Consider the following 24631-nt stretch of genomic DNA (forward strand, 5'->3'; position numbering starts at 1 on the left):
ATTGAAAATACTGTGTATATTAGCAAAATTATGTTGATTAAACAATAAAAAAGAATTTCTCTATATACATGTATGTAAAAACGAATTAATTTGTTATAATTTAAGTTATACAACTAACAATTAAAAAGTAATAAATACAAGAAAAGAGGTAGACTATGTACACATTAAAAGTGAAAAAACTAAATCAAGACGCGAAACTTCCAAACTTTGCACACAAAGGAGATGCGGGTATGGATGTATATTCTATAGAAGAAGCTGTTATAAAAAGTGGAGAGACTAAACTTATAAAAACAGGAATATCAATTGAGTTACCAGAGAGGACAGAAGCTCAGATGAGACCTAGAAGTGGGCTAGCACTTAAAAATTCAATAACACTGTTAAATAGCCCAGGAACAATTGATGAAGGTTATAGAGGTGAAATTGGAGTTATTATGATAAATCATGGCAAAGACAATTTTAAAGTAGAAAAACATATGAAGATAGCTCAAATGGTAGTTAAACCAATATACGATATAAATGTTGTTGAAGTTGAAGAACTTTGCGACTCTGTTAGAGGAGAAGGTGGATTTGGATCTACTGGACTTAAATAGACAAAAAATGGCGGTCTGATATTAAATCAGTACCGCCATTTTTTATTAGTAAATGACACTACATTAGATTAAATAGGAACTCTTATAACAAGGCCCTTATATAGAATAATCATTTAAATTTAAATTGATCTAAATAAAATTAAATAGATTTAAAATGTTTTTTGACTTTCTTCATAATCGTAAACATCCATTAAAGCTTCACCGAATCTTTGATAGTGAATTATCTCTCTCTGACCCAAAAATCCAAGAGTTTCTTTTACATCTACATCGTCAGTTAAATTTATAAGTTGATAGTAAGTTGAAAGAGCTTTTTGCTCTGCTGCCATATCTTCGTGTAGGTCGGTTATAGGGTTGCCCATAACAGCAATATAAGCTGTAGTAAAAGGAACTCCATTAGCGTCACTAGGGAAAATACCATATCCATTTTGTGCGTAATTTGAGCCTAATCCAGCGGCCTTTAGTTCTTCTGGTGTTGCATCAGAAGTAAGTTGGTATACCATAGTTGCAATCATTTCAACATGAGCTAATTCCTCTGTACCAATATCTGTCAACAATGCCTTTGATTTACCAGTGGGCATTGTATATCTTTGACTTAAATATCTTACTGCAGCAGCTAATTCTCCATTTGGGCCACCAAATTGAGTAATCAAGAATTTTGCCATTTTAAGATCTTTATTCTTCAGATTAACAGGGTGCTGTAAAGTTTTCTGATATATCCACATTTATAATAATCCTCCATATACATATTTTAGTCGTTAAATTCTTTTTCCCAAGGCCAAGGCTCATCGTTCCACTGCCATGGAGATCTACTTGGTGCATATCCAAAGTTAGTTAAAGGTCCGTATTGATTTTCATAAGCATACCCTAAGTGCCTTTTGATATACAATAGTATTTCCAAGTAACTTAGGGTATCAGAATTAGTTATTAAGTTTTAATTTTATATATGCATCAAATTGATCTGTTTCATAGCTGTCTTCTTTATAGTATTCTATCTCTTGGACAATACTTTTCAATAGCTTGTTTTTTTCTTTTGCATTTTTAGCATAAGGGTAAACTTCTAACACGTTTTTTATTCCTTCCATAATTTCAGCATCACTTTTTTTATTTTTAGGAATCTTTGAATTAACATCAACTATTGCTTGTTTAACTTTTTCTGTTCTATCTTTTATTGAATTAGAACGTTCTATAAATGTATCTTCGTCATAAATTTTTCTCTCAAAATAATCGTACAAGTTATTTCTCTGAGTTTCTAGGTCTTTTAACTCAGTTTCAAGTTTAACTAGAATTTGTTTAGTGGTTTTAGCAGGATCATTCAAGTCTCTGTTTTTTATTTCTTTCTTATCTATTTTAATTTTATAAGATTCAAGAATATCATTCAGATAAGATAATATTTTTTCTTCCACAAATTCTAATTGAGTCGATCTATTACCGCACTCATTTCTACATTTCAAATATATTTTTCCGCCATTATTAGCATTTCGTTTTAATATGGATCTACATTTTTTACATCTCATTATACCCGCAAAAGGATTCTGAACGGAGTATATACCGCCAGGGTTCGTAATTTTAGATTTACTAGACATTATTCGTTGCGCATTGTTATATATATCCTCCGATATAATTGCTTGGTGTCTTCCTTTTGCATATTCAATATCGTTTTTATTATTTCTTTTGTGTATTAGATTACCATTTTCATTAATTTTTTTAGTTTGTACAGTCCTTCCGTAACTCAAATAACCGCAATAAGTTTTATTGGATAAAATTTTCCTTATTGTAACTGGTGACCAGTTGTTAGATCTTTCGGGTTTGATGTTTAAACTATCTAAATACTTAGCTATATATCCAGATCCAAATTCTTCGTTTATATATAGATTGTATATCAATTTAACTATTTCAGAGTCTTGGTTTGGAACTATTGCTCTTTCACCGTTTTTATTGTAAATGGCATCATAGCCAAAAGGTGGAGTAGAATATATAAACTTCCCATCTTCAAAGCTCTTTTTTCGTCCTCTCAACATTCTCTTTTTTATAGTTTTGAGTTCTTGTCGAGCAATGAAAGTTTGAAATTCTGTCATCTGTTCGTCTAATTCGTCATCCAGATCATAGGTTTTTTGAGGTGTGATTATTTTTGTGTTACTATTTTTGAATGCTTCTAATATAACACCTTGATCTTTCATGTTACCACGTCCGAGACGGTCAATATCCACAACTAGGACTGCATCGTATTTGCCATCTTCTACCTCGTTAAGTAACTCGATCATTTTTGGACGCGCTGTTATCGATTCACCTGACACTATTTCTTCTTTGATATTTACTATGTTTAAATTTTTATCTTTAGCTACTTTAATTAGAGTAGCTTTGTGTTTAGCTAGAGTTTCAAATTCTCCTATTTGTTCAGCCTCTAAGTCAGCACGAGACTTACGTAAGTATATTGCTACATTCATATGTGATCCCCCCTTAAAACTCGTCTATATTAATTATATTACCATTTTTTTCTATTATCAGTAATAAGGTTTTCATATAAATAAACTAAAAAAGCTAAGACTAATTCTTAGCTTTATTTTAATTATTTATTTGATTTATACCTACATTTTTTTCAACTAAATTTGAGCAATTTTGTTCGCTGTAATCTTTATCTAAGATAAGTTCATTACCCATTAATTTTATGATATCCAGTTTAGGAAATTTTATATTTTCAAAGTCACTTACATTAATTGTATGAGTTCCATTTATTAAAAAATAGAAATCCTTAAATTGCTTTGAATTAATAAAACAGTATAAACCATAACATTCTTCTAGTGTGAGTTCTTTATCCAAAGAATTAATATATAATAAATTATTATCTATTCCCAATAAATCACACTTAAAATAGCTTTTATGCAGAACAGAAGAGACAACCACATCAGTATCATCTTTGGCAACCACTTTTCGTATAAGTAGATAGTTAGAGTTTTTAATTAAGTATCTATTATTTAGACTGATTGATTTGTTGTGAGTATCTCTATTTAAATTATTTTCTCGACTATAGTATTGAATTATATTTTCAGGTTGAATATCTTTACCTATAAGTAGAGGGGCATAACCAGTTTTTTGAATATCCCTTCTAATAGATTCAGTATTTCTGAACTGTACAACAGGCCCTACATTAATTTTTAAGTTTAAATCTTTAAGAGAAAAATTTAATTTTTTAAAGGCTTTTAATAGTTTAATCTCACTTTTTGTTTTAGGTATAACTAAAATTGAGTTATTCTTTTTAAGAATTAAATCCTGTACATTTGTAGAAAAGCCTTTATGCCCATTATATGAAATTTGTACTTTATTAATATCATTTTTTCTTGAAAATGTTGTAATAATTACTTCCTGATTTACAGATTTAAACATATTCCTTTTCTCGAAGGAATGAATATGATTTATTTGAAAATCATTAAATATGTAATCTCTTATTTTGCTCGTGTATATACCATTTAAATAATTTCTCGGACTTAGTACTGTGTATGTACCATTAAAGTTTAACATTGATAGTGACATAGCAATAAAAAGTGTGTAAAGGTTAGGTTGGCCATACACTATATCACTCATTATAATACCTTCCTCAGAAGTTTTGTTAATTTTCTTATAGGGAGGATTTGAAATTATAATATCATATGCAGCTTTTTTATTTAACCAATTCTCTCTATTTTCAGTAATAAAATTTCCATTAGTAACATTAAATGAGATAATTATATTATGATTTTCTTCAAAGTCTTTTTTTATAGTATGTAAATTTTCAATTAAAATATTAGAGAGTTCTTTATTTAGTTCAAATGCACAAATATATATTTTTTTTATATTTTTACATTTTTTAATAATGCACTCTAAAAGAGTTGCAATTAATATACCACATCCAGCTGAAGGCTCTAAAATATTCAGTGATTCTTTATCTGAAAACCTATTGAAGTCAATAGTAGAAATCATTTTATATGCAGTATCTACAGGAGTAAAAAACTGAGAATTGCTCTTTAAGTATTTTTTTTCTTTATATGACAAGTATTTTTTTTGTGTTTTTATTATTAAGTCTATAAGATTATTCATTATCAGTTCTCCTATTAAGCATCTTTCTTATATAAAATTCTACTATAGTTAGAGATAAAAAGCTATAGTTAAAATTAAACCTCACTTGTAATTGCTACCTCAAGAGCAGAATCAGCGATATATTCAATTTCTTTTAAATAAATTTTATCATTAATATAGTTAAAGAAAGTATTTTTTATTTTATCTAGTGATGACAATACAAGATCATAGGCGTCAAACCAAAGAACGTATGCATTATTTATATGCTTATCAGAAATCTTACTGGGATTATTGCTCGAGAATACATTGAATCTCTCAGAATTAACTTCTCCATGCGCAAGTACATTTCTTCGCCCATATAGTACACCAAGTTCTTGAAATGGAAAATCTAAACTATCTGCTTTAATACCAAGAAGCTTGTATATAGATTCTATTGTACTATGGTTTAAAATAAATTTATCCTTATCTCTTATATTAAAAATATTAGAGGAATTATTAGTATAAATGTTGTCAATAATTTCGATTAGCCTATTTGATTGAACATTCTGCGATACATGTTGTTCAAAACTAGTGATAGATGCAAGGGCAATTAGGTAAAGGTTAATATTATCTCTATCGACGACTACTGTTTTCATAAATTCAAGAAACAAATAAAATGTTGATTTAAAGTATCCTTCATAATGAGCATATATGGATACATAAAAGTTCTTCATAAGTATTAGTTTTGATAGATTATCATTTGTAGAATCAACAATATCTTTCATTTTGATTATTTCCTTTTTGCGTATTGATAATTCCTCATCTAGCTTTGCCAGAAAAGTTTCTAAATCAACTTCATTGTAACTATTCATATTTAAATACCGCCTCAGATTCTTCCTTTGCAATTTTTAATCTCTCGATAACTCTTACTACGCTTGGTTTTCCTTTTGATTTTAAAAATTCACCAATACCCTTTATAGATTGAATTTCTGGAATGATTATACTGACGTTATTAGCTGCATCATCAATGTTATTAATTACTGTCAATCCCCATACAACTATTTCAAATACTAACCAATTAAAACCATACATATATTTGGATTTCGATTCATTATAAAGTTTAAACCCATAATCCTCACTGATATTCTCGGATAAGAAATCAATTAGTTTTGTAAATACATTAATATCATTTTCAACATTATAATCTGTTTTAGATACAATATCAATTATAGCATCATCAAGGAAAGAATTTATATCATCTGAATTCTTTACATTTTCTATATTTTTATAATTTCTCATTACTATAAATCTAGTGATTATATCCATATCAAAACCTAACTCAGTCCTAGAATCTGGAAGTGACATAAAGTTAATGAACTTATCACTTTTACAAAATTGATCAAGTTTTGAATATACCTCGCTATTAGATTTTAATATAATTGCATTTCTAACTTCTTGATTAGATAATTTAGATCCACCAGTATTTAATCTTTTAAATAATTCAAGCGTAGACTGTTCAGAGGTACCATCTTTAACAATAAGTACGCTAATAATTGATCTTTTAAAATCAATACGTGATGAGTGATCAAGAGAATTATCCTCATTAAATTCATCATTGTTATAATATTTTCCTTCAAGATTAGTCAATATTTTTGCCTTTTTTAGTTTTAGAGGTTCTATTATATTGTTTGTATCTTTATCTCTTAATTTTCCTACAAAATGGTAAATAGTTGATAATCTTTGAACACCATCTATAACATCCCAAACTCCATTCTCGCTTTGAAGCACGAATATTGCAGGGATAGGATATCCAAGTAAAATTGATTCTATAAAGTTTGTTTGTTGTGTTTCGTCCCAGCGAAAAAGTCGTTGGTAATCTGGATCTAAGTTTATTTCATTCTCTTCATATAAATTCATTAGTTCTCCAACAGTCATAGAAAGTTGGTTAGTTTGTATTTCTTTTCTTTTTTCTATTAATTCTTTTCTTAATGGTGTTTCTATTAGCATAATATTACCTCCTATATTTTATGGTTGAATTTAAATTCCAAAAGTTCTAAAGGAACTCTGAAGTAACAAGCCATTTGTTCTAAATTGAAATTCATTTCTTTTATTTCTAATAGGTCGTTGTCTGAAACCATTAACGCAAACTTATTTGCTTGGTTTTCAAATTTGTTAGTATTCGAATATGTATAATTAGTTAAAAAACATATATTAGAGTTGCTATGTAAATTTATGTGTCCTAACTCATGTGCTAAAACAATTTCCTCTTCTTCATAAGGAAGGCGATTATTTAATATAATAGCTTTTTGACCTTCTAAACTCGTGTAATAACCTTTTATATTATTTAAATCATGTTTTATTATTTCTATATCGAGGCATGAGCAAATATCATAAACATTTCTACTATTACATTTATTTACCAATTCAATTACATTTTTTTTTATTTTCAAATAGCAACGCCCTCCTAGTGCTTCTTTTTATTCTTTTTTTGTAATATATCTATAGTAAGTCTTAGAGAATTTCTAAGGGCAATTAAATCGTCTTCATCAGCTATTTGACCACATAACATTAAATCATCTTGTTGTAAAAGTTCATCAATTATTTTTTCTATTTCCTTTTCATCACTTGTATTTTTATTTTCTTTTTTAACATTTATCTCATCAGTTCTTCCTAATAAATAATCAGTAGTAACATCGAGAGCATTTGCTATTTTTACTATCACTTCACCTTTAGGCTCTCTAAGATCATTTTCATATCTAGATAACGTAGCTTCTGTTAAGTTTGTTTTATCCGCAAGTTCTCTTTGGCTAAGATTTGATTTTTTTCTTAACCTCGTTATTCTTTCTCCTAAACTTTCCATATGTATATCAACTCCCTTACCAAAAGTATAAAATAATTTACAAAAATGTAAACCGTTATTACCAAATTTATAATAAATAAGTTATAAATGTTAAAATATGTATTGACACTTACCGAACGTATAAGTATAATGTAGTTATACAATTGGTAAGTAAATAAAGAGGGTGATTGAAATAAATGTAAAAATTTTAAAATCTAAAAGAGTTTTATTAGGGCTTAGGCAAAAAGATGTTGCTAAAGGTCTTGATTTAACAGAAAAGACATATTGTTTAAAGGAAAATGGTAAGACTGACTTCACAAGACAAGAGATAGATAAAATATCGATAATATTAAAATTAGATTTAGATGACGTAAACTTAATTTTTTTTGACAATAAAATTACCAAATGTATATGAAAAGAAAGGAGATAAATATGAATAACTTAATACCAATTAATTTTAAAAAACAAAATGTAATAACAACAGAATTACTCGCAGAGGTATATGGAACAGATGTAAAAAACATAAGTAACAACTTTAACAGAAATAAGAAGAATTTTGAAAAGAATAAACACTATTATTTGCTTGAAGGTGAGGAATTGAAAGAGTTCAAAGGTATTCATCTTAAAGATGAAAGCCTTAAGTTTGTAAGTCAACTTTACCTTTGGACAGAAAGAGGAGCAAACAGACATTGCAAAATCTTAGACACAGATAAAGCATGGGAGCAATTTGATAATTTGGAAGAAACATATTTCAAAGTTAAGGAAAATAAACAGCAATTGCCAGCTGATTACGAACAAGCACTTGAACAGTTGTTATTACAAGTCAAGGAGAATAAGCAGCTTCAATTAGAACGTAAAGAAAAAGATCAGAAAATATTAGAATTTCAGCCAAAAGCTGAAAAATGGTCTGTATATTTAGACAGCAACGGATTAAGCACGATTGATGATTTTGCAAAGGCAATAGCAATCATAGGGCTCGGCTGAAATAACATGTATGAGTATCTAAGAAATAAAAGATTCTTAAGACAAGATAATTCTCCATATCAAAAGTACATAGAACAAGGGTTAATGATTAGGAGACAAAGCGGTCAATATCTTTATAGAGGTGCATTAGAAGATAGTTATAAAACATACTTAACGAGCAAGGGGATAGATAAGATTATTGGGTTACTTGAGAAAGATGGATATATACAAATTAATTAAGAAATATGAAATGACATGGGACAAATTTATTCAAGCATATCTATGTAAAAAAGGGGTGATAACATGGTTGAATTAATAGCTAATGATGTAGAGCAAGATGGAAAAATATATGATAGTTTGCACCATGTTGATAAATGTAGGTTTTTTGCGAACTATGCACGCAATACAGAGGATGAGCAAAAACAAGTGTTAGATGATATACGAGATGTAGTTATAGAAATACTGCAAGGATTAGCTAACGAAGGGATTTATATATAAGTGCTTCGGCACTTCTTTAAATAAAATGGACAAGCTTATTAATAATTGGAGATGATGAAAATTTCTATAGGAGAAAATATTAAATACTTTAGACGTAAGAAAGGAATTTCTAGACAAGAGTTAGCTGATAAATTAAATCTATCGGTTCACGCAATAACCAAATATGAACAAGGGCAAAGAGAAGTAAAAGCAAGCAAATTACTTGATATAGCTAGTATATTATCTGTAAATATAAATCAATTAGTAAAAAAGTAGGCGAAATTTAATTAGGAGGTAAATTAAATGAACAAATTATCAAAAATAATAACAGGAATTTTAATATTATCAAGTTTAACAATAGGAGCAGTAGCAACTTATAACATTAATCATATATACGATAGGATCGCAGAACTAGAAGAGGTTAACAGTCAACAATATAATAGGATTTTAGAGTTGGAACATAAATAAAAAATAGACAAGTATAGGAGGTAATTAAATGAACTTTATAACATATCTAATAGGTTGTATCAAACACAAAGAAAGACCGTCTCTAAAGCACTACGTAGATTGTGTAAATGTAATAGAAAACGCTAAATCTGAGTTAAAGGAGTGGATATAAAATGGACAAGTTAAAAGGAAGCATGATGGTTGTTGATTCGAATATTAACACAGTAGAGGAAATGCTAAAAGATAATGAAATAAGATTGTCAGAAATTAAGCGAACTGCAGTTAAATATTGTTCACGAGATGAGGGCAAAATAGAAAATCAGCAATTAGTTGTAAATGATTTAAAATCGCAACTTAAAATGGCAAAGATAATTAGAAAAGATCTAGTACTAACACAAGAAAGAGAAGAGCAAAAAGAAAAGAGCCGCTCCAACGACTCAATTCAAGAACTACAAAATATAATTACGTTAATTATACCACAGGAGGCATAATTATGAAAATACAAGATTTAGAAACAGATATATTACTAACAAAATTAGATACAAACTATATCGATGAAGACTATAAAATGGGTTATATCAATGGCTTAGAAGCATTCACCAAAAGATATAAACAAAATTATAGTTTAGTAGATTTAAATAAACATCTAATTGATTTAACTAAAGGCTTCGAAGGAAGTTATATAGACGGCTTTGTCCTTGCTTATAAAAGCAATCTTACAAAGCTAGAGAAGGAATTAAAACATTAATATATTGGGGGAATTAATTATGAATAATCAAGTAGCAAATATATATGAGAACAGCAATATGCAAGTTCAAAACAAAGAGCTTAGTGCAACAAAAGAAATGGTTACAACAAGGCAAGCTCAAGAAGTACAAGCAGCAATGATAATAGCAAAGAAATTCCCAAGAGACGAGGTAGAAGCATTTAATCGAATACTAAAGTCTTGCCAAAGGAAAAGTCTAGCGGAACAAAGTATGTATGAATACCCAAGAGGTGGGCAAAAAGTAACTGGTCCAAGTATAAGACTAGCTGAAGCATTAGCACAGAATTGGGGTAACCTTGATTATGGAATTATAGAACTTGAGCAAAAGAATGGCGAAAGCCAAGTAATGGCATATGCTTGGGATTTAGAAACGAACACGAGACAATGCAAAATATTTAGCGTACCGCATGTTAGAACATCAAATAAATTCGGGAATAAAGCATTAACAGATCCAAGAGATATATACGAAACAGTTGCTAATCAAGGTGCTAGGAGACTGAGAGCTTGCATACTAGGTGTTATACCAGGAGACGTAATAGACAGTGCTATTGAACAGTGCGAATTAACTTTAAAAGGTGCTAACCCTGAACCTCTGATTGATAGAGTAAGAAAGATGGTTAAGACTTTTGAGGATAAATTCAGCGTAACAAAAGAAATGCTTGAGGAAACTATAGGTTGTAATTCTGAGGCATTTAGCGAGAGTGATTTCATGAGACTTAGAAATATTTATGCTAGTTTAAAAGATGGCATGTCAAAACGAGAGGACTGGTTCAAAATTAAGTCTACTGAGAAATCAGTATTTGAAACAGATAGCGATGTAGAAGTTAAGAACGGTTTAGTAGAACCAACTAGGTGCGAATGTTGCGATTATTGCAGAAATACTAAAGTATTAAAAGGTCCAATTAGTTTTACAGAATTATAAAAAAATAGGCTGTGGATAATTCGATGTTGTGGATAACTATAGTTTAATCGCTAACAAAGCAAAATAGGGTCTAGAAGTATTGAAATACAAACGTAAATAAGAGGTCAATTATTTACAACTAACAAACGCTTAACAAAGCAACTAACAATCGAACTAACAAGCTTGTCTAACAAACAGAGAAGATATTGAAATTTCAATGGCTAAGGGTTTGTTATTTACTATCAATTAACAAACCCTTCTAACAATCGAACTAACAAAGTAACTAACAACAAACAAGAAGTATTAAGAAGTGTTATTAATATATATATTTATTTATATTACTAGCTAAGTAGAAAGGTAGGGGGATTATTTGAATAAAGATGTTGGTTGGATAAAACTTCATAGAAAGATTTTAAATAGTCCTACTTATTTAAGTTTAAATTCTAAGCAAAGAGATATACTTATTTCTTTATTGCTTATAGTTAATCATAAGGAAAACAAAGTTATTGTAGATGGAAAACAAATAATCTTAAAGCCAGGACAAACTTTAACATCTTTAGCGAAGATTAAAGAGAGGTGTGCAAATGATGTAAGCACGCAGAATATAAGAACATGTCTTGAATTATTAAAGGAGGTAGAGTTTCTAAGTTGGGAGTCTACGACTAAGTACAGGATTATAACAATAACAAACTGGCAGCAATATCAAATGAAAGAGAATGGCAGTATAGATATAAAACAAAATGAAATGAGTGAAATAGAGAAAAGAAATTTAGAGTTGATGGAAAGAGAAAGAGCAGGGGCTTTATAAATTCAGAGGGTGACGACCACTCTAGAAAGGTGATTAATAAATGGAATTAAGTGATTTAAGTATATGGATAGATAGAACTTTAGAACTATGGCTTATTCAAGGTTACAGTAAATGGGAAGCGTTTAATAAGGCTGAGAGAGATCTGGAGGGTGAACTTTATGATTATTATAGCAACTAGAATAATACTTGTCTTGATAGGGATAGGGGCGTTAATTTCGGTGTTCATTATTAGAGATAAGAAAACACTGATTAGATACGATATAAGCTATATCATAAATATTACTTCTCCATATAGTAATAATATATAGAAGATTATAAAAAGTATAGAGAAAAAATTATACTTTAAAGCTAGTAATAACCTTATATAAATACAATAAGTATTGGAGTGAGAAAATGATTAATGATTTAGGAAGTATATTAGCTATTATCCTGTTAGTCATTATTTTAATCATAGTGGCATTTATAGCAGGTAGGATTGTAGAATATAGAAAACATTTAGAGGACAAGGAATTGTCTGATGATGTATTTAATAGATGTATTGATCTTACTAAGGAAAATATATATTTAAAAAGTCAAATAGGGTTAGACAACTTAATTAAAGATGATTTGGAAAGGAAGTAATAGAGTTTACATTAAGGCACTTAGGGGGTGCTTTAGATATATAAGTACCTTCTAAAATACATAAAATTGAGGGTTAAGAATTGAAAGAAGAATTTACAATACCAGGAGAGTGTGTCAGCAAGGACAGACCAAGATTTCATAATGGACATGCTCGAACGACAGATAAAACAAGATATTTTGAACAGTCAATCAAGTACTTGTATGGTAAGAGACATTATTTTGAGGGACTGATTAAAGTTAGTATAGATATTTATTCTGAGAAACCTAAGAAACCGAGTTACTTAAGACCAACAAAGAAAGATATAGACAACATGGTTAAGGCTGTACTAGATGGATTAAATGGTAAAGCCTTCAAAGATGATAGGTACATATGTGAGTTACATGCTAGTAAATATTATAGCGATGAAGCAAGGATTGAGGTAACTATAGAAGATATATAGGAGTGATGTTATGGCTAACGATTTAGAAAAAGATTGTATTGAGTTTACAGAAAAGCTGCTAAAAGGATATAGGGAATTAAAACTACATTTGGAAGAATTAAAAAGGCTTAAAGAAACTTTAAAGTGTGATTATACAACACAAGCTATTATATATGACAAAGTAAAAGTATCTCCAACTAATAAAATTTCTAAAGAGGTTGAGGAAGATGTTATTAGGACTTTGAGTAGGATAGAGGAATTAGAAAAAGAGATTGATGAGGAAAGTAGTCTTATAACTCAAATAGACAGGGCTATTAGTAATCTTAGCCCAATACATAAGTTAATAATACAATCGAAATACATAGAAGGTTTAGATTGGCAACAAATAATTGACATAACAAACTACTGTGAAAGGCAACTAAGAAACAAGAAAAACGAAGCAGTGAAAGGTGTAGCTATAATATTGTTCGGGAGTGAAATTTTTAAAGAGGAAGAGCCAAATTTATTTGATATGATTATTAATAAAAAAAACTGAGATATAATTAAATTGCCATAATATATAAAAGTAATCTAGAATTTTACATCTAATTGACCAGTTAGTACATTTTAATGACCAGTTATGTCAAGGTTATTGAATAATAAATATATTAATGTTAATTTATAACAAATTAAGTATAATAAAAAACTATACTGGGAGGTTTATATGAAAAATAACAGAATTAATAAGATTTTAGCAACTACGATGGCAACAACTATACTTGTAACTCCGATAGCCCCAAATGTGCATGCTATGGAAGCTATAAAATCAGAATCTACATATATAGTAAATAATTTAGAACCAGATGAACAATCTGAAGAATGGATTAAATCCATTGATGACGTGACAGGTGAGGAATTTCTATTAAATGAAGTTACTAATGAAAAAGTTTATGATGTTTTCGAAACACAGGATGGAGAAACAGTTAAACTATCGATTGATGAAGCGTTATTAAAATTCACTCAAAGCGTTCCTATTAATGAAGAACCTACAATACAACCTAGAATAGAAAGTTTCTTTAAAAAGACTAGTTCAAAACAAATAACTGGCTCGGCAAAAAAATTAACACAGGATGTTGCGGGTGGATCTAAAGGAGCTACTATATCAGTGTCTAATAGTGCGACTATAAGTGAAACTTTTTCGATTAGTCTTGATGCAACTATGAAAAAGAAAGTAAGAGCTGGAGCTGGTTTTAGTTGGAATACATCATTAAGTAGATCTGTAACAACAACACATAGAGTGCCTGCTAAAAAGATAGGGTACGTTGCTTTTAAACCATACTATAATCAAGTTACTGGTAAACTTACAACTATGCTTCATTCAGGCGAGTCTACTACTAAAACAGTAACGGCAAATAGTCCTAAAAGGTTAAGTACTGGTGTTTGTGATGGATTAGAGTACTTAGTGACAAAGTAAAATGAATAAATTAAATATTAAAAAAAGCAGCGTAATTATTGTATGGTTGAATATTTCTTTTATTATTATAGGTATATATTTTATAATAAAAAGTTCAGAATGGGGTCTTTATTTTCTAAATCTTTATAGTGAACATATAGGATTAGACCCAAAGGAATCTTTGGAGATACTTAGAGGGAATATAAATATGTACTTATCGATAGGTAGTATATTTCTAAGTATTGGTTTATATCAATTTTCTAAAGTGTGTATAGATATAATTAATAATTACGTATCTGACAAATAATTCTAGTAGTAGATACTAAATAAAAAAACACCTTATTTTTAAGGTGTTTTTTTATTTAAGTATTATCAAATTGCGCCAAACTAATTTTTGAATTATTTAAACTAATTGCCGTTTTACTTCCGGATTTTGCAATAAAAACATGAGATAATTGTATTGTGGAAAGATATTCCACTACATACAATTTCATAACTGGCTAGGATTCGTTAAAGGGATTAGCTACCTAGCCAGAATAATATGGACTAAATAAGGGAGTACCTTAGATAGTTCTAATTAAACTAATGAAAAAGAGATTGAGACAGTAGACTCTAATTTCCTCCATTGAGGCTTATAGAGATATAAGTCTCTTTTTTTTTGTGGAAAAGGAGATACATTAATTTTTAAAAATTATTATATATAGAATATTTCAATAATAACTTTATAAATCAAATAAATTATCTATAAAATCTTTTTTATGTTAAATGTATGTAAAGAATTGTCATGTTAGACAATTTTTTACAATTATTTTAAAAAAGATATGTTAAGTTTTAGTTACTTGTTATTAATAATCAAGTGGGATCCATTATTAGATTCAAATGATAATATATATATTTAACCCAGTTACTATATTAGGAGAAGTTAAAATGAAAAAATATATACTGTGCATTTTTATTTTATTATTAACTGTTGCTGTTGTTGGGTGTACAATTGATTCAACTTCTAAGCATGGAGAATTAAAAAATATTGAGAAATTGTCTTTTTTTAACGACCTAAAAGAGAAAGATGATGAGATTATAATTTATTTCGGAAATGAGGAGTGTATATTTTGTAAAAAATTCAAACCAATTTTATTAGACGTAATAGATGAAGATAATAAAAATATTTATTATTTTAATACGGAAAAATTAAGGAATCAAAGTATGTATTCTGATATAATTGAAAGCTATCATATCGAACAAATACCAAAATTAATTTATCTTAAGTCAAATAAGTTAATAAAAAGTCAAGATCTAATTAAGGAAGGTGTAGATTTAAATAATAATAAATTGGTTAAAAAGAAAATAAAAATCTTTATAAATTAATTAATTTTAAAAAAGGAGAAAACATTATGAATATTTTTGAAAAATATGATATCCACTATTGGGATTCTTATTTTTATATTTTGTCTTTACTTATAATATTACAATCAATATTTTTTGTTAAGAAGCAAATAAAACTAGCACCATATGTAGTAAATGTAGTTATATGCTTTTTTACTATGGTAGTGAATGTATATCAAGGTGGAATATTAGTTGACGAATTTGGTCTTGGTGGAAATTTGGTTCCTGCTTTGTTAGCATTATTAATTAATATAGTGGTTATTTTAATATCATTAAGGCTCCATAAAATAAAAAAATAAACTATAAACTATTCTCAAAAATAAAGAATTATAATGATCATTAAAAAAGGAGATTTTGTTTTATGAAAAAAAATATAGTTGTAAAATTATCATTAGCTTTTATTTGTTCAATATTAGTTATATCAGAAGGAAAAATAGTAAATGCTATTGATATTTTGGATAATAAAGATTCGCAAGAACATAGTTATAATGAATATGATGAATTAGTTATAACAGAAGTTAAAATGAAAGAATATAAAGAAACCTATATACAAATGTACGGTTCTGATGAAGGGTTTAATGAGGATGAAATTTATGCTGAATCTAAACATTTACAAGAATTAAACGAAGGGACAATGTTTAATGTTAATTCCAGAGCAAACATAATAAAGGGGAAATATTTTAATTGGATAAAATGGATAAATAGAGATGGGTTGATCTCATTAAGTATATCACCAACGAAAAATTTCTTAAATATAACAAGTAAATCTGCTTATGCAGCGGCTGTAACAGAAAGCTGGGGAATAATAAAACGTAACCATTCAGGAGATAAGAGGTGGAAAAACACGAAATCAATGGAAATGCAGTATAAATGTCATGCTTATCTTGTGAAATTTAAAAACCCGTGGAATATAGAACCTTGTAGAACTGAAACAGATTATAATAAGGTTGTTTTAGGAAAATGTAATCCTAAAAAAGGATGTTAAAATGATTTAAAATTGGAACTGTAAATACTCCAAAAAGAGGATAGTATACATAAATTTAAAACACCTATTTTTATAGGTGTTTTTTACTACGAAAAAATACCGAGGGGGGGTGATGTTTAATCCAATAACAATACGATAATACTGCAAAAGTTGTCTAACAAGGAACTAAGATATTTAAGCAACGGAATGAGGAAGATACCTAAGAGTCCTAAAGTGGAAAGGAAGTACAATAAAAATAAGTCTGACATACAAAGGAGGTATTAAGTATAGAATGATTAAAACAAACCAAGTAAATATATTTAAAGATAAGACAAGTAAGGAAATAGCAGCCATTATAATACAAGGATGTTTTAAGAACTTTACTGAAGATACATTTTCATATTATTACTTTTGCAACAATGTAGCTGAAGCAGTAACACTATATTATAAAGGTAACCAGCTAACTAAAGAACAAGCTGATGAAATAAATGTACATATATCTAATATGATTCAGGAATTAATTATAAAGAATCATAAAGATTACTAATGAAAGGTAGGTGATTCAATGAACTTAATGACACCAGACTTACTAATAAAGATTAAGTCTTTCCTTAGTATTCATAAGAACTATAGACCTTATCAGTTAAAGGAATGGAAGATACTTCGTAGGGCTGCACTGAAGAGAGATAACAATGAGTGCCAAGACTGTAAGAGTATTGGTAAGTTTAGTCATGCTAAGGAAGTACATCACATAGTAGACAAGAAGGTTAGACCTGATCTATTCCTTGATTTAGGAAACTTAATATGTTTATGTAAGGATTGTCATAACAAGAGACATGATAGATTACATAAAAATAAAAGTAAATTTGAAAATTTAGAACGATGGTAATGAACATACTCCCCCGGGTTAAATCAAATGGAAGTTTATTTGGGGAACCTAGCAACGGGGAGGGGGGCTTTTTAAATATAAATAAATATTTTTATCATGCGCGCGCGATGGAGGTGAAATTATGGCTGCCAAGAAGGAAAATGAAATTACTGAAACAAGAGAAAGAATAGAAAATGCACTAATAGAGCAACTAGATGAAAGAGGGCAATACAAAGAACCTTTTGCCGATCTAGTTCAAAGATATATGAAAATGTGGGATACTACTATCGCACTAGAACAAAATGTTGAAGAATATGGAGTCATGTTTGATAGCGAACGAGGCGTAAAGAAAAATGATGCCGTAAACCAATTAATGCAGATGAATAAACAAATGCTTATTTTATTAGATAAGTTAAATATAACAACGGATAAAGTCAAGGCAGATGATGGATGTGATATCTAAAGAGAAGTTATACGAAAAAATAAACTGTCCATATATCACAGATTGGTTTGAAATAGTTGATTCAACAAAGTATAAAATTAGTGATGAAATAAAACAACTAACTAAACTTTTAAAACTAAAATTTGAAAAACAAAACATATATGTAGATATAAAAAAAGTAAATGGAATTATTGAATTAATTGAAAAATATCGACCATACAAATTAACACCAGTTCAGAAATTTTTACATTCTGTACCTTACATTTATTTTGATGATGGTGGAGTATGTTTCGATGAAATATTTATTTTATGCGGTAGAGGTTTTGGTAAAAATTCATGGATATCTGACTTTACATTTGGAGCAACCTCAAATAAAAATGGAATTAATAAATATAATGTAGATATGGTTGCAACAAGTGAAAAACAGGCAAAAACTAGTTTTTATGACATATATGAAACTGTAAAAGGCAATGCAAAACTTGAGAAAGCATATAACATAACAAAAGAGCTTATTGAATTTAAGCGAACAAAATCAGAAATTGCATTTCATACATCAAATGCAAAAACTAAAGATGGTTTAAGACCGGGAGCGGTGGTATTTGACGAAATACATGCGTACGAAGATTATGAAAATATAAAAGTATTTACATCTGCACTCGGAAAAATAAAAGATGCTAGAATTATTTATATCACAACTGATGGTAATGTTAGAGGTTCAGTTCTTGATGATATGAAAGAAGATGGTAAAAGGGTTTTAAATGAGCTTGATATAAATACAACACTATTTCCATTTATGGCCAAAGTAAATAAATACGAGGAATGGGAGGATGAAGAGTGTTGGATAAAAGCTAATCCAATGTTACCTTATTTGCCTGAGTTAAAAAGAGCTTATAAAAGAGATTATAAAAAAGCTTTAAAAAATCCTCAAATGAAGATGGAGTTTTTATTAAAAAGGCTAAACTGGCAGATTGAAGATATCACTACAGCCGTTGCAAATTGGGAAGAGATTAAAGCAACAAATCAAGAGATACCTGATTTTAATGGTTGTGAATGTGTAGGTGGTATAGACTATGCAAGTGTAAGGGACTTTATAGGAGTTGGGCTATTATTTAAGAAAGACAATAAATATTACTTTAAACACCATACCTTTATAGTTGCTGAAAGTTTGAGATTAGCTGAATATAAGATTGATATAGATGTGGCTAAAGAAAAAGGCTTTGTTACAATCATACCAGGTAATACAATGAACGAAGAATATATATCAGAATGGTTTTTAAAAGAGATACAAGAAAATAATTATAGACTTATAAATATAGGCTGTGATGATTATAGAGCTGCTATTCTTAGAAAAGATTTTGAAGAAAAAGGATTACCAATCGAAACAGTAAGAAATGGTCCTATTACACATGGTAAATTAGCTCCTGTAATTGAGCAAGGTTTTGCTAATCATAATATCGTTTTTGGTGATGATATGATGATGAGATGGTATACAAATAATGTAAAAGTAGTTACGAATAGTAAGGGTAACAAAACATATGAAAAAATAGAACCACAAAGACGAAAAACAGATGGGTTTATGGCATTTGTTCATGCTATGACTCTAAGAGAGCAAATTTCAATAAATACATTTACATATAATTCATCATTAAAAACTTATACTTACTAAGAAAGAAGGTGATAAAATGGGAATTTTAGATAGTTTATTTAATAGAATAACACTTCCACCCGGAAAATATAAGTTGTCTGATAAAATATATACCTTAAATGCAGAGGTATGTTATAAGGAATATGCACTTGCTATATGTATGAATAAGATAGCTAATGCTTTAATTCAATGCACTTTTGAAACATATAAAAGTAATGAAAGATTTAAAGGTGATATTTGGTATAAATTTAATATTGAACCAAATAAAAATCAAAATGCTTCAGATTTTTGGAATTCCGTAGTATTTAATATGATTATTAATCCTCAAGGTTGTTTGATAATTAAAAACAATAGTGAGGATTTTTTAGTTGCAGATAATTACGATTTAAAAGAACTTGCTAATTATGAAAATATATATACAAATGTAACTGTAGGTGATTGTACATTTAAAAAGGCTTTTAAAGAGAGCGAAGTATTAAGGCTTAAAATAAACAATACTAGTGTTAAAACTTACATAGACAATCTTTATAGTAGTTATGGGAAACTTATTACAAGCTCAATCAAAAATTACAATAGAAATAATAGTAAAAAACTATTTTTAAAAATAAATACAATGTTTGAGCAGTTTAAAAAAAATGTGGACTCAGAAACAGGAATTTCAGAATACGATACTAAGCTAGATGATATTTTTAAGAATAGAATAAAGGGGTATTTTAGTGAGAGTGATTCAGTCACACCTATTGAAGACGGACTCGAGATTGTTGAAGGTAACTCCACGTCTGATAATGGAGCTGCTAAAAAGTTAAATGGCCAAACTACAGATGATATCAGAAAGTTATTTGATGATATTATTAATATTTGCGCTGATGCTTTTAATATACCGAGAGGACTTCTAAAGGGTGATGTAGCGGATGTAGAAGCTATGACAGACAACTTTATAACCTTTTGTATAAATCCTTTGGCATCTTTAATTGAAGACGAAGGCAACAGAAAATTATATGGTAAAAAAGCTATATTAGAAGGTTCAAAACTAAAAGTTAAAACAAATAAAATTAAAGGCTATGACCCTACAAAACTTGCTTCTAGTGCAGAGGCTTTATATAGAATTGGATCTATTAATGCAAACTGGGTTAGAGATATGCTAAGAGAAGAAGAAATACGAGAGGATTGGGCTAATATGTACATGATAACCAAGAACTATCAAGAGATATCAGATTATTTGAAAGGTGGTGAAGGTAATAATGAAAACTAAAAAAATACCGGTAAAATGTGAAGTGGTTGAGAAATCTGAAAATGAGGTCGATTTTCTTTTATATGGTCCTATTATAAATGAAAAACTAGCTTGGTATGACGATGATGAATATACTTGCCCTCAGCAAGTGCAAGACAAATTAAAAAAAGCCGAAGGTAAACAAATTAACCTACATATAAATAGTTATGGCGGAGATGCTTTTGCTGGAATAGCAATATGTAACCAATTAAAGAATTATGAAGGTAAAGTAGTAGCATATATTGATTCGATAGCTGCAAGTGCTGCATCCATAATAGCTATGGGAGCTGATGAGATAATAATGCCAAACAACGCTATGATGATGGTACATAATGCTTGGACATGGACAGCTGGTAACGCTAATGAATTAAGGGCTGAGGCTGACAAGTTAGATAAAATAAACTCATCTGTAAGGCAAAGTTACATGGATAAATTTGTAGGGACAGAAGAAGAGTTAATTCAACTTTTAGATGATGAGAGTTATTTAACATCTGAAGAGTGTGTTACATTAGGCTTTGCTAATAGTGTATACAAACAAGAACCTCAACAAAAACAAGAATTAAATATCAAGGCTAGTATTTTAAATAAGTATAAAAAGCCTGAAGAAGCTAAAACAAATATACTAAATAAATTTAGAAAGGAAATAAAATAATATGAAAAATAAAGATTTAGAACTAGGTGTAGAAGAACTATTTGCTAAAGCAATAGGAGCTGAAAACGAAGAGGATTTTGTAAAATATCAGCTAGAAGCTACAAAGATTATAGAAGCTAATGTAATAGCTGAAGCAAAGAAAATAACTGATGAACAATTGAGAGATCAAAACGTATTAAATGAAAGAGGTTTAAGAGTACTGACAACTGCTGAAACCAAGTATTACAATGAGGTTTTATCAGATGGTGGATTTAAAGGCAAGGAAGAGCTAATGCCAGTAACTATAATTGATAGGATATTTAAGGACTTGGAAGCACAACATCCTATACTAACTAAAATACAGTTAGTTAATACAACAGGGATATCAAGATGGCTTGCAAGAAAAGCAGAGGCTGAAGGTGCTGTTTGGGGAAAACTAGGCAGTGAAATAACTAAGAAACTAGACAACAGCTTTGAAGTTATAGATACTCAATTAAACAAGTTATCTGCATTTGTTCCGCTATCTAAGGATATGTTAAATCTTGGTCCTGTGTGGTTAGATAAGTTTGTAAGAGCAATATTACAAGAATCAATAGCTATCGGACTTGAAAAAGCCATAATAGAAGGAAATGGAGTAAATCAGCCAGTTGGAATGTTAAAAGATATAACAAAATCTTTTAACTCAACAACAGGATATCCAGAAAGAACTGCTACGGTTCTTCCAGATTTAAAACCAGTTACACTTGGTAAACTTGTTATGAAGCCTTTAGTAGACGGAAAAGTAAAGACTGTTCAAGGTATAATACTAGTATGTAATCCTGGTGATTATTGGGAAAAAATATTCCCACAAACAACTGTACAGGATCTAAACGGTAATTATGTATTTAATAAACTACCGATAGCGGCTGATATTGTACAATCTGTATACGTACCAGAAGGTAAGATGATAGCTTGTGTACCTGAAGATTACTTTATGGGGATAGGCTTTAATTCAATAATACAATTCTCAGACGAATATCACTTCTTAGAAGATGAGAGAATTTATATCACTAAGATGGCAGGACATGGGAAACCGATAGAAGCAAAATCATTCCTAACATTTGATATATCAAAACTAGGAGTTGAAGAAGAAAAAACAGGAGAATAAAAATCAAGTGGTAACCTTAAGGAGGTTATTTTTTTATGCAAAAATTTATACAAACCCGAATTTTATTAACGAATGTTAGAAAAAATTAAACGTAGACTCAACATCACTTGGGATTACGATAATGAGGAAATAGAAGAAATAATTGAGGAAGGTGAAGCATTTATAACTTCACGAGTAGGGGATATTGATTTTGATACAAATCCCCTTGCCTCTAGATTATTAAAAGAATATTGTAGGTATGCTTGGAATGGCTCTGTTGCATATTTTGAACAGAATTTCAGATCTGATATTCTTAATCTTCAAATACAAAATGCGATTCAATAGAAACAATGGTGAGGAATTAAATTCGGGATTACTATTTTATGGAACAAAAGAAACAAAAAGAGACAGTTTAGGAAAGAATCCTAAATCAATATTAAATGATGAAGGTAGACTTCATTTTAGATATAAATCTATAAGAGAAATGGATTTCAAACAATATTATGGGATAAGTAATAAACTTGATATAAAAGTTAAAGCTTATTACGTAAAAAATATTGAAGAGTCACACATAGTTAAAATAGATGAAGATTACTTTGACATAGTCAAAATCGATTATGATAACGAACGTAAGTACATGTATTTATATTTGGCTAGAAAGAGGTCGCTAGATGATTAAAGAACTTGGAAAATTAATAAACAATCTAAATAATATGTATCCTACTTTTGCTATGGATATTAGAAAGGACGAGGTCGAAAAGAACCCGTCCTTTTTTATTTATAATGATGATGGAGAAATAACAAAGGCTCAAACTGGGACAACTCAATACTTAACTAATTTCTATTTGTCTTTTTTTACAAGAGATCAATCGACAATTGATCAGATTGAAATAATAGAAATGTGTAAAAAACATGCTCTATTCTTTGATAGGACGGAACTAGATCATGGTAAAATTAATAATTTAGATGTTGAAGCTAAGATGGTTACTTTTGTATTTCATCATATAGATAGGGTGAGTTAATGGGGATAAGGTATGATTTAGGTTATGATAACTCAAAGAAGTTGGAAGAAGCATTAAAGAAAAGTACTATAAACTTAGAGCCAAAATTAAATGAGTATTTGCACATAAAAGGTAGCAAAGAGGTTATGAAATCAGTAATTGATTTTACACCAATTTCAAATAGAAATAAGGCACATGCAAAAGAATCAGGTTCATTAAAAACAAATACATCTAACCTTAGTTTTGAAGTTACAACTAAAGGTAAATTTGGATATCTATTTTTCCCGGATCAAGGTATTGGGAAACACAATTTAGTTGCACAACAATTCTTTGAAAGAGGTTTGAAATCAAAAGAAGATAAAATGTTTAACGATATTATGAAAGTTATAGAAGAACAACTAAAAATACAAATATAGGAGGAATAATTATGAGTGGAGTTAAGAGAGACGAACAATTCTCAATATACAAAGTTACAAATGCGAATATGTTATTTGAGGGTGAAACAGCAGCCAAGAAATTTGGGGATACTGGTGAGCTTGAAGTGTCAGCAAAAACTAAGGAGATTAATAAAGTTGCCGAAGGTACAATCGTAGATACAAAAAGTATGATAGAAGAAATGTCACTAAAATATGTAGGTCATATCACTAGGGAAATGTTAAGGAATGTATTTGGAATAAGCACAGACGGTTTAAAAGCCGGAGTATATTCTTATGGTGCAAATTCCAAAGGTAAGAAAGGCACACTAACATTTGATGAATATGACTTATGGGAAACAGACACATTAATGATGGCATATCCTGTAGTTACGATAGCAAGTGGGCTTGAATTAAAAATAAAAAGCGGAGAAGATGAAGTTGCTGAGATAGAATTAGAATTTAAAGTATTACCTGATAAATATAAAAATTATCACTATGAAGCATTTAAGTCTGAACTAGATGAAACTATAGTTAATGAATGGCACACTAAATTTGATCCAGAAAAGATAAGAGAAGCGAAAGTGGGGGAATAA

At 29.2% G+C, this 24631-nt stretch carries 41 protein-coding genes; 33 read left to right on the forward strand and 8 right to left on the reverse strand.

Features of this window, described 5'->3' with window-relative positions; translation table 11 throughout:
- The first annotated feature begins 155 nt into the window (after positions 1-155).
- The gene (gene dut / locus J2Z43_RS00335) at positions 156-590 is read left to right on the forward strand and encodes a dUTP diphosphatase (RefSeq protein WP_209455343.1); all 435 of its coding nucleotides are present in this window, start codon (positions 156-158) and stop codon (positions 588-590) included.
- A 149-nt stretch (positions 591-739) separates the two neighbouring features.
- Here dut and J2Z43_RS00340 read toward each other — a convergent pair whose 3' ends face one another.
- The 8 genes from J2Z43_RS00340 to J2Z43_RS00375 form a co-directional block, all read right to left on the reverse strand.
- Positions 740-1312, reverse strand: a complete 573-nt coding sequence (locus J2Z43_RS00340) for a manganese catalase family protein (RefSeq protein WP_209455344.1) — start codon at positions 1310-1312, stop codon at positions 740-742.
- Between the two features lie 26 nt (positions 1313-1338).
- On the reverse strand, positions 1339-1488 hold the full coding sequence (locus J2Z43_RS14630) for a spore coat protein CotJB (RefSeq protein WP_268828370.1): 150 nt from the start codon (positions 1486-1488) through the stop codon (positions 1339-1341).
- 19 nt (positions 1489-1507) lie between these two features.
- Positions 1508-3034: a recombinase family protein gene (locus J2Z43_RS00350; RefSeq protein ID WP_209455345.1), complete on the reverse strand. Its 1527-nt coding sequence runs from the start codon at positions 3032-3034 to the stop codon at positions 1508-1510.
- Positions 3035-3152: 118 nt separating this feature from the next.
- The gene (locus J2Z43_RS00355) at positions 3153-4661 is read right to left on the reverse strand and encodes an Eco57I restriction-modification methylase domain-containing protein (protein WP_209455346.1); all 1509 of its coding nucleotides are present in this window, start codon (positions 4659-4661) and stop codon (positions 3153-3155) included.
- A 74-nt stretch (positions 4662-4735) separates the two neighbouring features.
- Positions 4736-5491, reverse strand: a complete 756-nt coding sequence (locus J2Z43_RS00360) for an MAE_28990/MAE_18760 family HEPN-like nuclease (protein ID WP_209455347.1) — start codon at positions 5489-5491, stop codon at positions 4736-4738.
- On the reverse strand, positions 5484-6626 hold the full coding sequence (locus tag J2Z43_RS00365) for a DUF262 domain-containing protein (RefSeq protein ID WP_209455348.1): 1143 nt from the start codon (positions 6624-6626) through the stop codon (positions 5484-5486). Before J2Z43_RS00365 ends, J2Z43_RS00360 begins: the two co-directional genes overlap by 8 nt.
- Before the next feature lie 11 nt (positions 6627-6637).
- Entirely contained in the window at positions 6638-7069 is a 432-nt protein-coding gene (locus J2Z43_RS00370) for an ImmA/IrrE family metallo-endopeptidase (protein WP_209455349.1), read from the reverse strand.
- A 14-nt stretch (positions 7070-7083) separates the two neighbouring features.
- A complete protein-coding gene (locus J2Z43_RS00375; RefSeq protein WP_209455350.1) occupies positions 7084-7479 on the reverse strand; it encodes a helix-turn-helix domain-containing protein in 396 nt (131 codons plus the stop codon).
- A 163-nt stretch (positions 7480-7642) separates the two neighbouring features.
- On the opposite strand from J2Z43_RS00375, the gene J2Z43_RS00380 reads away from it, so the two are divergent.
- The 32 genes from J2Z43_RS00380 to J2Z43_RS00530 all read left to right on the forward strand — a co-directional run bounded on the left by J2Z43_RS00380 (position 7643) and on the right by J2Z43_RS00530 (position 24631).
- Positions 7643-7873 carry a helix-turn-helix transcriptional regulator gene (locus tag J2Z43_RS00380; RefSeq protein WP_327786907.1) on the forward strand — a complete coding sequence of 77 codons (231 nt, stop codon included), beginning with the start codon at positions 7643-7645 and terminating at the stop codon, positions 7871-7873.
- Positions 7870-8442: an ORF6N domain-containing protein gene (locus J2Z43_RS15230; RefSeq protein ID WP_330617419.1), complete on the forward strand. Its 573-nt coding sequence runs from the start codon at positions 7870-7872 to the stop codon at positions 8440-8442. The genes J2Z43_RS00380 and J2Z43_RS15230 overlap by 4 nt, the downstream gene beginning before the upstream one ends.
- 6 nt (positions 8443-8448) lie before the next feature.
- Positions 8449-8661, forward strand: coding sequence for a phage antirepressor KilAC domain-containing protein (locus tag J2Z43_RS00390; RefSeq protein WP_209455351.1), 213 nt, complete (start codon positions 8449-8451; stop codon positions 8659-8661).
- Between the two features lie 63 nt (positions 8662-8724).
- Positions 8725-8919: a hypothetical protein gene (locus J2Z43_RS00395; protein ID WP_209455352.1), complete on the forward strand. Its 195-nt coding sequence runs from the start codon at positions 8725-8727 to the stop codon at positions 8917-8919.
- Positions 8920-8973: 54 nt separating this feature from the next.
- Complete coding sequence (locus J2Z43_RS00400) at positions 8974-9174, forward strand: helix-turn-helix domain-containing protein (protein WP_209455353.1); 201 nt, start codon at positions 8974-8976, stop codon at positions 9172-9174.
- Positions 9175-9201: 27 nt separating this feature from the next.
- The gene (locus J2Z43_RS00405) at positions 9202-9366 is read left to right on the forward strand and encodes a hypothetical protein (RefSeq protein WP_209455354.1); all 165 of its coding nucleotides are present in this window, start codon (positions 9202-9204) and stop codon (positions 9364-9366) included.
- Positions 9367-9394: 28 nt separating this feature from the next.
- Positions 9395-9517, forward strand: a complete 123-nt coding sequence (locus J2Z43_RS14950; protein ID WP_268828371.1) for a hypothetical protein — start codon at positions 9395-9397, stop codon at positions 9515-9517.
- Position 9518: 1 nt separating this feature from the next.
- Positions 9519-9836: a hypothetical protein gene (locus J2Z43_RS00410; protein ID WP_209455355.1), complete on the forward strand. Its 318-nt coding sequence runs from the start codon at positions 9519-9521 to the stop codon at positions 9834-9836.
- A gap of 2 nt (positions 9837-9838) precedes the next feature.
- Positions 9839-10093 carry a hypothetical protein gene (locus J2Z43_RS00415; RefSeq protein ID WP_209455356.1) on the forward strand — a complete coding sequence of 85 codons (255 nt, stop codon included), beginning with the start codon at positions 9839-9841 and terminating at the stop codon, positions 10091-10093.
- 19 nt (positions 10094-10112) lie between these two features.
- Positions 10113-11033: a PD-(D/E)XK nuclease-like domain-containing protein gene (locus tag J2Z43_RS00420; protein WP_234925907.1), complete on the forward strand. Its 921-nt coding sequence runs from the start codon at positions 10113-10115 to the stop codon at positions 11031-11033.
- 349 nt (positions 11034-11382) lie between these two features.
- Positions 11383-11820, forward strand: a complete 438-nt coding sequence (locus tag J2Z43_RS00425; RefSeq protein ID WP_209455357.1) for a hypothetical protein — start codon at positions 11383-11385, stop codon at positions 11818-11820.
- A 40-nt stretch (positions 11821-11860) separates the two neighbouring features.
- On the forward strand, positions 11861-11998 hold the full coding sequence (locus tag J2Z43_RS00430; protein WP_209455358.1) for a hypothetical protein: 138 nt from the start codon (positions 11861-11863) through the stop codon (positions 11996-11998).
- On the forward strand, positions 11979-12128 hold the full coding sequence (locus tag J2Z43_RS00435) for a hypothetical protein (protein WP_209455359.1): 150 nt from the start codon (positions 11979-11981) through the stop codon (positions 12126-12128). The genes J2Z43_RS00430 and J2Z43_RS00435 overlap by 20 nt, the downstream gene beginning before the upstream one ends.
- Positions 12129-12213: 85 nt before the next feature.
- Positions 12214-12441 carry a hypothetical protein gene (locus J2Z43_RS00440; RefSeq protein ID WP_209455360.1) on the forward strand — a complete coding sequence of 76 codons (228 nt, stop codon included), beginning with the start codon at positions 12214-12216 and terminating at the stop codon, positions 12439-12441.
- 80 nt (positions 12442-12521) lie between these two features.
- Entirely contained in the window at positions 12522-12881 is a 360-nt protein-coding gene (locus tag J2Z43_RS00445) for a RusA family crossover junction endodeoxyribonuclease (RefSeq protein WP_209455361.1), read from the forward strand.
- Positions 12882-12891: 10 nt separating this feature from the next.
- Positions 12892-13395 carry a hypothetical protein gene (locus tag J2Z43_RS00450; RefSeq protein ID WP_209455362.1) on the forward strand — a complete coding sequence of 168 codons (504 nt, stop codon included), beginning with the start codon at positions 12892-12894 and terminating at the stop codon, positions 13393-13395.
- 168 nt (positions 13396-13563) lie between these two features.
- Positions 13564-14313, forward strand: a complete 750-nt coding sequence (locus J2Z43_RS00455) for a hypothetical protein (protein WP_209455363.1) — start codon at positions 13564-13566, stop codon at positions 14311-14313.
- 906 nt (positions 14314-15219) lie between these two features.
- Positions 15220-15657: a thioredoxin family protein gene (locus J2Z43_RS00460; RefSeq protein ID WP_209455364.1), complete on the forward strand. Its 438-nt coding sequence runs from the start codon at positions 15220-15222 to the stop codon at positions 15655-15657.
- A 26-nt stretch (positions 15658-15683) separates the two neighbouring features.
- Positions 15684-15974 carry a hypothetical protein gene (locus tag J2Z43_RS00465; protein WP_209455365.1) on the forward strand — a complete coding sequence of 97 codons (291 nt, stop codon included), beginning with the start codon at positions 15684-15686 and terminating at the stop codon, positions 15972-15974.
- A gap of 62 nt (positions 15975-16036) precedes the next feature.
- The gene (locus J2Z43_RS00470) at positions 16037-16660 is read left to right on the forward strand and encodes a DUF2599 domain-containing protein (protein WP_209455366.1); all 624 of its coding nucleotides are present in this window, start codon (positions 16037-16039) and stop codon (positions 16658-16660) included.
- Positions 16661-16931: 271 nt separating this feature from the next.
- Positions 16932-17186, forward strand: coding sequence for a hypothetical protein (locus tag J2Z43_RS00475; RefSeq protein WP_209455367.1), 255 nt, complete (start codon positions 16932-16934; stop codon positions 17184-17186).
- An 18-nt stretch (positions 17187-17204) separates the two neighbouring features.
- Positions 17205-17528, forward strand: a complete 324-nt coding sequence (locus J2Z43_RS00480; RefSeq protein WP_234925908.1) for an HNH endonuclease — start codon at positions 17205-17207, stop codon at positions 17526-17528.
- Positions 17529-17649: 121 nt separating this feature from the next.
- Complete coding sequence (locus J2Z43_RS00485; RefSeq protein WP_209455368.1) at positions 17650-17970, forward strand: P27 family phage terminase small subunit; 321 nt, start codon at positions 17650-17652, stop codon at positions 17968-17970.
- Positions 17951-19615, forward strand: coding sequence for a terminase TerL endonuclease subunit (locus tag J2Z43_RS00490; protein ID WP_209455369.1), 1665 nt, complete (start codon positions 17951-17953; stop codon positions 19613-19615). The genes J2Z43_RS00485 and J2Z43_RS00490 overlap by 20 nt, the downstream gene beginning before the upstream one ends.
- A 16-nt stretch (positions 19616-19631) precedes the next feature.
- Positions 19632-20846 (forward strand): phage portal protein, encoded by a 1215-nt coding sequence (locus J2Z43_RS00495; RefSeq protein ID WP_209455370.1) that lies wholly within the window; start codon positions 19632-19634, stop codon positions 20844-20846.
- Complete coding sequence (locus J2Z43_RS00500; protein WP_209455371.1) at positions 20836-21516, forward strand: head maturation protease, ClpP-related; 681 nt, start codon at positions 20836-20838, stop codon at positions 21514-21516. The genes J2Z43_RS00495 and J2Z43_RS00500 overlap by 11 nt, the downstream gene beginning before the upstream one ends.
- Position 21517: 1 nt before the next feature.
- Entirely contained in the window at positions 21518-22642 is a 1125-nt protein-coding gene (locus J2Z43_RS00505; RefSeq protein ID WP_209455372.1) for a phage major capsid protein, read from the forward strand.
- Between the two features lie 72 nt (positions 22643-22714).
- Positions 22715-22966 carry a hypothetical protein gene (locus J2Z43_RS00510; protein ID WP_209455373.1) on the forward strand — a complete coding sequence of 84 codons (252 nt, stop codon included), beginning with the start codon at positions 22715-22717 and terminating at the stop codon, positions 22964-22966.
- Positions 22953-23300, forward strand: a complete 348-nt coding sequence (locus J2Z43_RS00515) for a hypothetical protein (protein ID WP_209455374.1) — start codon at positions 22953-22955, stop codon at positions 23298-23300. The genes J2Z43_RS00510 and J2Z43_RS00515 overlap by 14 nt, the downstream gene beginning before the upstream one ends.
- Entirely contained in the window at positions 23293-23643 is a 351-nt protein-coding gene (locus J2Z43_RS00520; RefSeq protein WP_209455375.1) for a hypothetical protein, read from the forward strand. The genes J2Z43_RS00515 and J2Z43_RS00520 overlap by 8 nt, the downstream gene beginning before the upstream one ends.
- Positions 23643-24038, forward strand: a complete 396-nt coding sequence (locus tag J2Z43_RS00525) for a hypothetical protein (protein ID WP_209455376.1) — start codon at positions 23643-23645, stop codon at positions 24036-24038. The genes J2Z43_RS00520 and J2Z43_RS00525 overlap by 1 nt, the downstream gene beginning before the upstream one ends.
- Positions 24039-24049: 11 nt before the next feature.
- Entirely contained in the window at positions 24050-24631 is a 582-nt protein-coding gene (locus J2Z43_RS00530) for a hypothetical protein (RefSeq protein WP_209455377.1), read from the forward strand.

It is taken from the genome of Metaclostridioides mangenotii (assembly GCF_017873185.1).
In the GTDB taxonomy this organism is placed as follows: domain Bacteria; phylum Bacillota; class Clostridia; order Peptostreptococcales; family Peptostreptococcaceae; genus Metaclostridioides; species Metaclostridioides mangenotii.

Bases quoted from the DNA above. Each gene is read 5' to 3' on its own strand.
- dut (WP_209455343.1), top strand. From the start codon at position 156: ATGTACACATTAAAAGTGAAAAAACTAAATCAAGACGCGAAACTTCCA.
- J2Z43_RS00340 (WP_209455344.1), bottom strand. From the start codon at position 1,312: ATGTGGATATATCAGAAAACTTTACAGCACCCTGTTAATCTGAAGAAT.
- J2Z43_RS00350 (WP_209455345.1), bottom strand. From the start codon at position 3,034: ATGAATGTAGCAATATACTTACGTAAGTCTCGTGCTGACTTAGAGGCT.
- J2Z43_RS00355 (WP_209455346.1), bottom strand. From the start codon at position 4,661: ATGAATAATCTTATAGACTTAATAATAAAAACACAAAAAAAATACTTG.
- J2Z43_RS00360 (WP_209455347.1), bottom strand. From the start codon at position 5,491: ATGAATAGTTACAATGAAGTTGATTTAGAAACTTTTCTGGCAAAGCTA.
- J2Z43_RS00365 (WP_209455348.1), bottom strand. From the start codon at position 6,626: ATGCTAATAGAAACACCATTAAGAAAAGAATTAATAGAAAAAAGAAAA.
- J2Z43_RS00375 (WP_209455350.1), bottom strand. From the start codon at position 7,479: ATGGAAAGTTTAGGAGAAAGAATAACGAGGTTAAGAAAAAAATCAAAT.
- J2Z43_RS15230 (WP_330617419.1), top strand. From the start codon at position 7,870: ATGAAAAGAAAGGAGATAAATATGAATAACTTAATACCAATTAATTTT.
- J2Z43_RS00390 (WP_209455351.1), top strand. From the start codon at position 8,449: ATGTATGAGTATCTAAGAAATAAAAGATTCTTAAGACAAGATAATTCT.
- J2Z43_RS00395 (WP_209455352.1), top strand. From the start codon at position 8,725: ATGGTTGAATTAATAGCTAATGATGTAGAGCAAGATGGAAAAATATAT.
- J2Z43_RS00400 (WP_209455353.1), top strand. From the start codon at position 8,974: ATGAAAATTTCTATAGGAGAAAATATTAAATACTTTAGACGTAAGAAA.
- J2Z43_RS00405 (WP_209455354.1), top strand. From the start codon at position 9,202: ATGAACAAATTATCAAAAATAATAACAGGAATTTTAATATTATCAAGT.
- J2Z43_RS14950 (WP_268828371.1), top strand. From the start codon at position 9,395: ATGAACTTTATAACATATCTAATAGGTTGTATCAAACACAAAGAAAGA.
- J2Z43_RS00410 (WP_209455355.1), top strand. From the start codon at position 9,519: ATGGACAAGTTAAAAGGAAGCATGATGGTTGTTGATTCGAATATTAAC.
- J2Z43_RS00415 (WP_209455356.1), top strand. From the start codon at position 9,839: ATGAAAATACAAGATTTAGAAACAGATATATTACTAACAAAATTAGAT.
- J2Z43_RS00420 (WP_234925907.1), top strand. From the start codon at position 10,113: ATGAATAATCAAGTAGCAAATATATATGAGAACAGCAATATGCAAGTT.
- J2Z43_RS00430 (WP_209455358.1), top strand. From the start codon at position 11,861: ATGGAATTAAGTGATTTAAGTATATGGATAGATAGAACTTTAGAACTA.
- J2Z43_RS00435 (WP_209455359.1), top strand. From the start codon at position 11,979: ATGATTATTATAGCAACTAGAATAATACTTGTCTTGATAGGGATAGGG.
- J2Z43_RS00440 (WP_209455360.1), top strand. From the start codon at position 12,214: ATGATTAATGATTTAGGAAGTATATTAGCTATTATCCTGTTAGTCATT.
- J2Z43_RS00450 (WP_209455362.1), top strand. From the start codon at position 12,892: ATGGCTAACGATTTAGAAAAAGATTGTATTGAGTTTACAGAAAAGCTG.
- J2Z43_RS00455 (WP_209455363.1), top strand. From the start codon at position 13,564: ATGAAAAATAACAGAATTAATAAGATTTTAGCAACTACGATGGCAACA.
- J2Z43_RS00460 (WP_209455364.1), top strand. From the start codon at position 15,220: ATGAAAAAATATATACTGTGCATTTTTATTTTATTATTAACTGTTGCT.
- J2Z43_RS00465 (WP_209455365.1), top strand. From the start codon at position 15,684: ATGAATATTTTTGAAAAATATGATATCCACTATTGGGATTCTTATTTT.
- J2Z43_RS00470 (WP_209455366.1), top strand. From the start codon at position 16,037: ATGAAAAAAAATATAGTTGTAAAATTATCATTAGCTTTTATTTGTTCA.
- J2Z43_RS00475 (WP_209455367.1), top strand. From the start codon at position 16,932: ATGATTAAAACAAACCAAGTAAATATATTTAAAGATAAGACAAGTAAG.
- J2Z43_RS00480 (WP_234925908.1), top strand. From the start codon at position 17,205: ATGAACTTAATGACACCAGACTTACTAATAAAGATTAAGTCTTTCCTT.
- J2Z43_RS00485 (WP_209455368.1), top strand. From the start codon at position 17,650: ATGGCTGCCAAGAAGGAAAATGAAATTACTGAAACAAGAGAAAGAATA.
- J2Z43_RS00490 (WP_209455369.1), top strand. From the start codon at position 17,951: ATGATGGATGTGATATCTAAAGAGAAGTTATACGAAAAAATAAACTGT.
- J2Z43_RS00495 (WP_209455370.1), top strand. From the start codon at position 19,632: ATGGGAATTTTAGATAGTTTATTTAATAGAATAACACTTCCACCCGGA.
- J2Z43_RS00500 (WP_209455371.1), top strand. From the start codon at position 20,836: ATGAAAACTAAAAAAATACCGGTAAAATGTGAAGTGGTTGAGAAATCT.
- J2Z43_RS00505 (WP_209455372.1), top strand. From the start codon at position 21,518: ATGAAAAATAAAGATTTAGAACTAGGTGTAGAAGAACTATTTGCTAAA.
- J2Z43_RS00510 (WP_209455373.1), top strand. From the start codon at position 22,715: ATGTTAGAAAAAATTAAACGTAGACTCAACATCACTTGGGATTACGAT.
- J2Z43_RS00515 (WP_209455374.1), top strand. From the start codon at position 22,953: ATGCGATTCAATAGAAACAATGGTGAGGAATTAAATTCGGGATTACTA.
- J2Z43_RS00520 (WP_209455375.1), top strand. From the start codon at position 23,293: ATGATTAAAGAACTTGGAAAATTAATAAACAATCTAAATAATATGTAT.
- J2Z43_RS00525 (WP_209455376.1), top strand. From the start codon at position 23,643: ATGGGGATAAGGTATGATTTAGGTTATGATAACTCAAAGAAGTTGGAA.
- J2Z43_RS00530 (WP_209455377.1), top strand. From the start codon at position 24,050: ATGAGTGGAGTTAAGAGAGACGAACAATTCTCAATATACAAAGTTACA.